Source organism: Citrobacter sp. Cb023 (assembly GCF_030336805.1).
GTDB classification, from domain to species: domain Bacteria; phylum Pseudomonadota; class Gammaproteobacteria; order Enterobacterales; family Enterobacteriaceae; genus Citrobacter; species Citrobacter braakii.
Genome location: NZ_JAOWCV010000006.1, coordinates 1 through 256, shown reverse-complemented (window position 1 = coordinate 256; position 256 = coordinate 1). Strand labels below are relative to the sequence as shown.

The 256-nt window shown below is 53.9% G+C and carries 2 other RNA genes; both read right to left on the bottom strand.

What is annotated here, in order from left to right:
* Nucleotides 1–96: non-coding RNA, RtT sRNA (locus tag OGW44_RS00040), on the bottom strand; the annotation flags it as partial.
* 44 nt (nucleotides 97–140) lie between these two features.
* Nucleotides 141–256, bottom strand: a non-coding RNA gene (locus tag OGW44_RS00035) — RtT sRNA; the annotation flags it as partial.

Genomic DNA, 256 nt, shown 5'->3' with positions numbered 1-256 from the left:
TCGCCCTTCGGGTCGTTGCCTGCGGCAACGCTTTCTCGCTAACGCTCGAATCGAACCTTAGTCGAAGCTTCTCATCCTTCGCGTCTGGGCAGAATATGAAGCATAACAGATGGATTTGATACAGGTGCTTTATGAAGTGATGGTGGTGGGGGAAGGATTACTCAGCGCGGTGCGCTTCGCCCTTCGGGTCGTTGCCTGCGGCAACGCTTTCTCGCTAACGCTCGAATCGAACCTTAGTCGAAGCTTCTCATCCTTC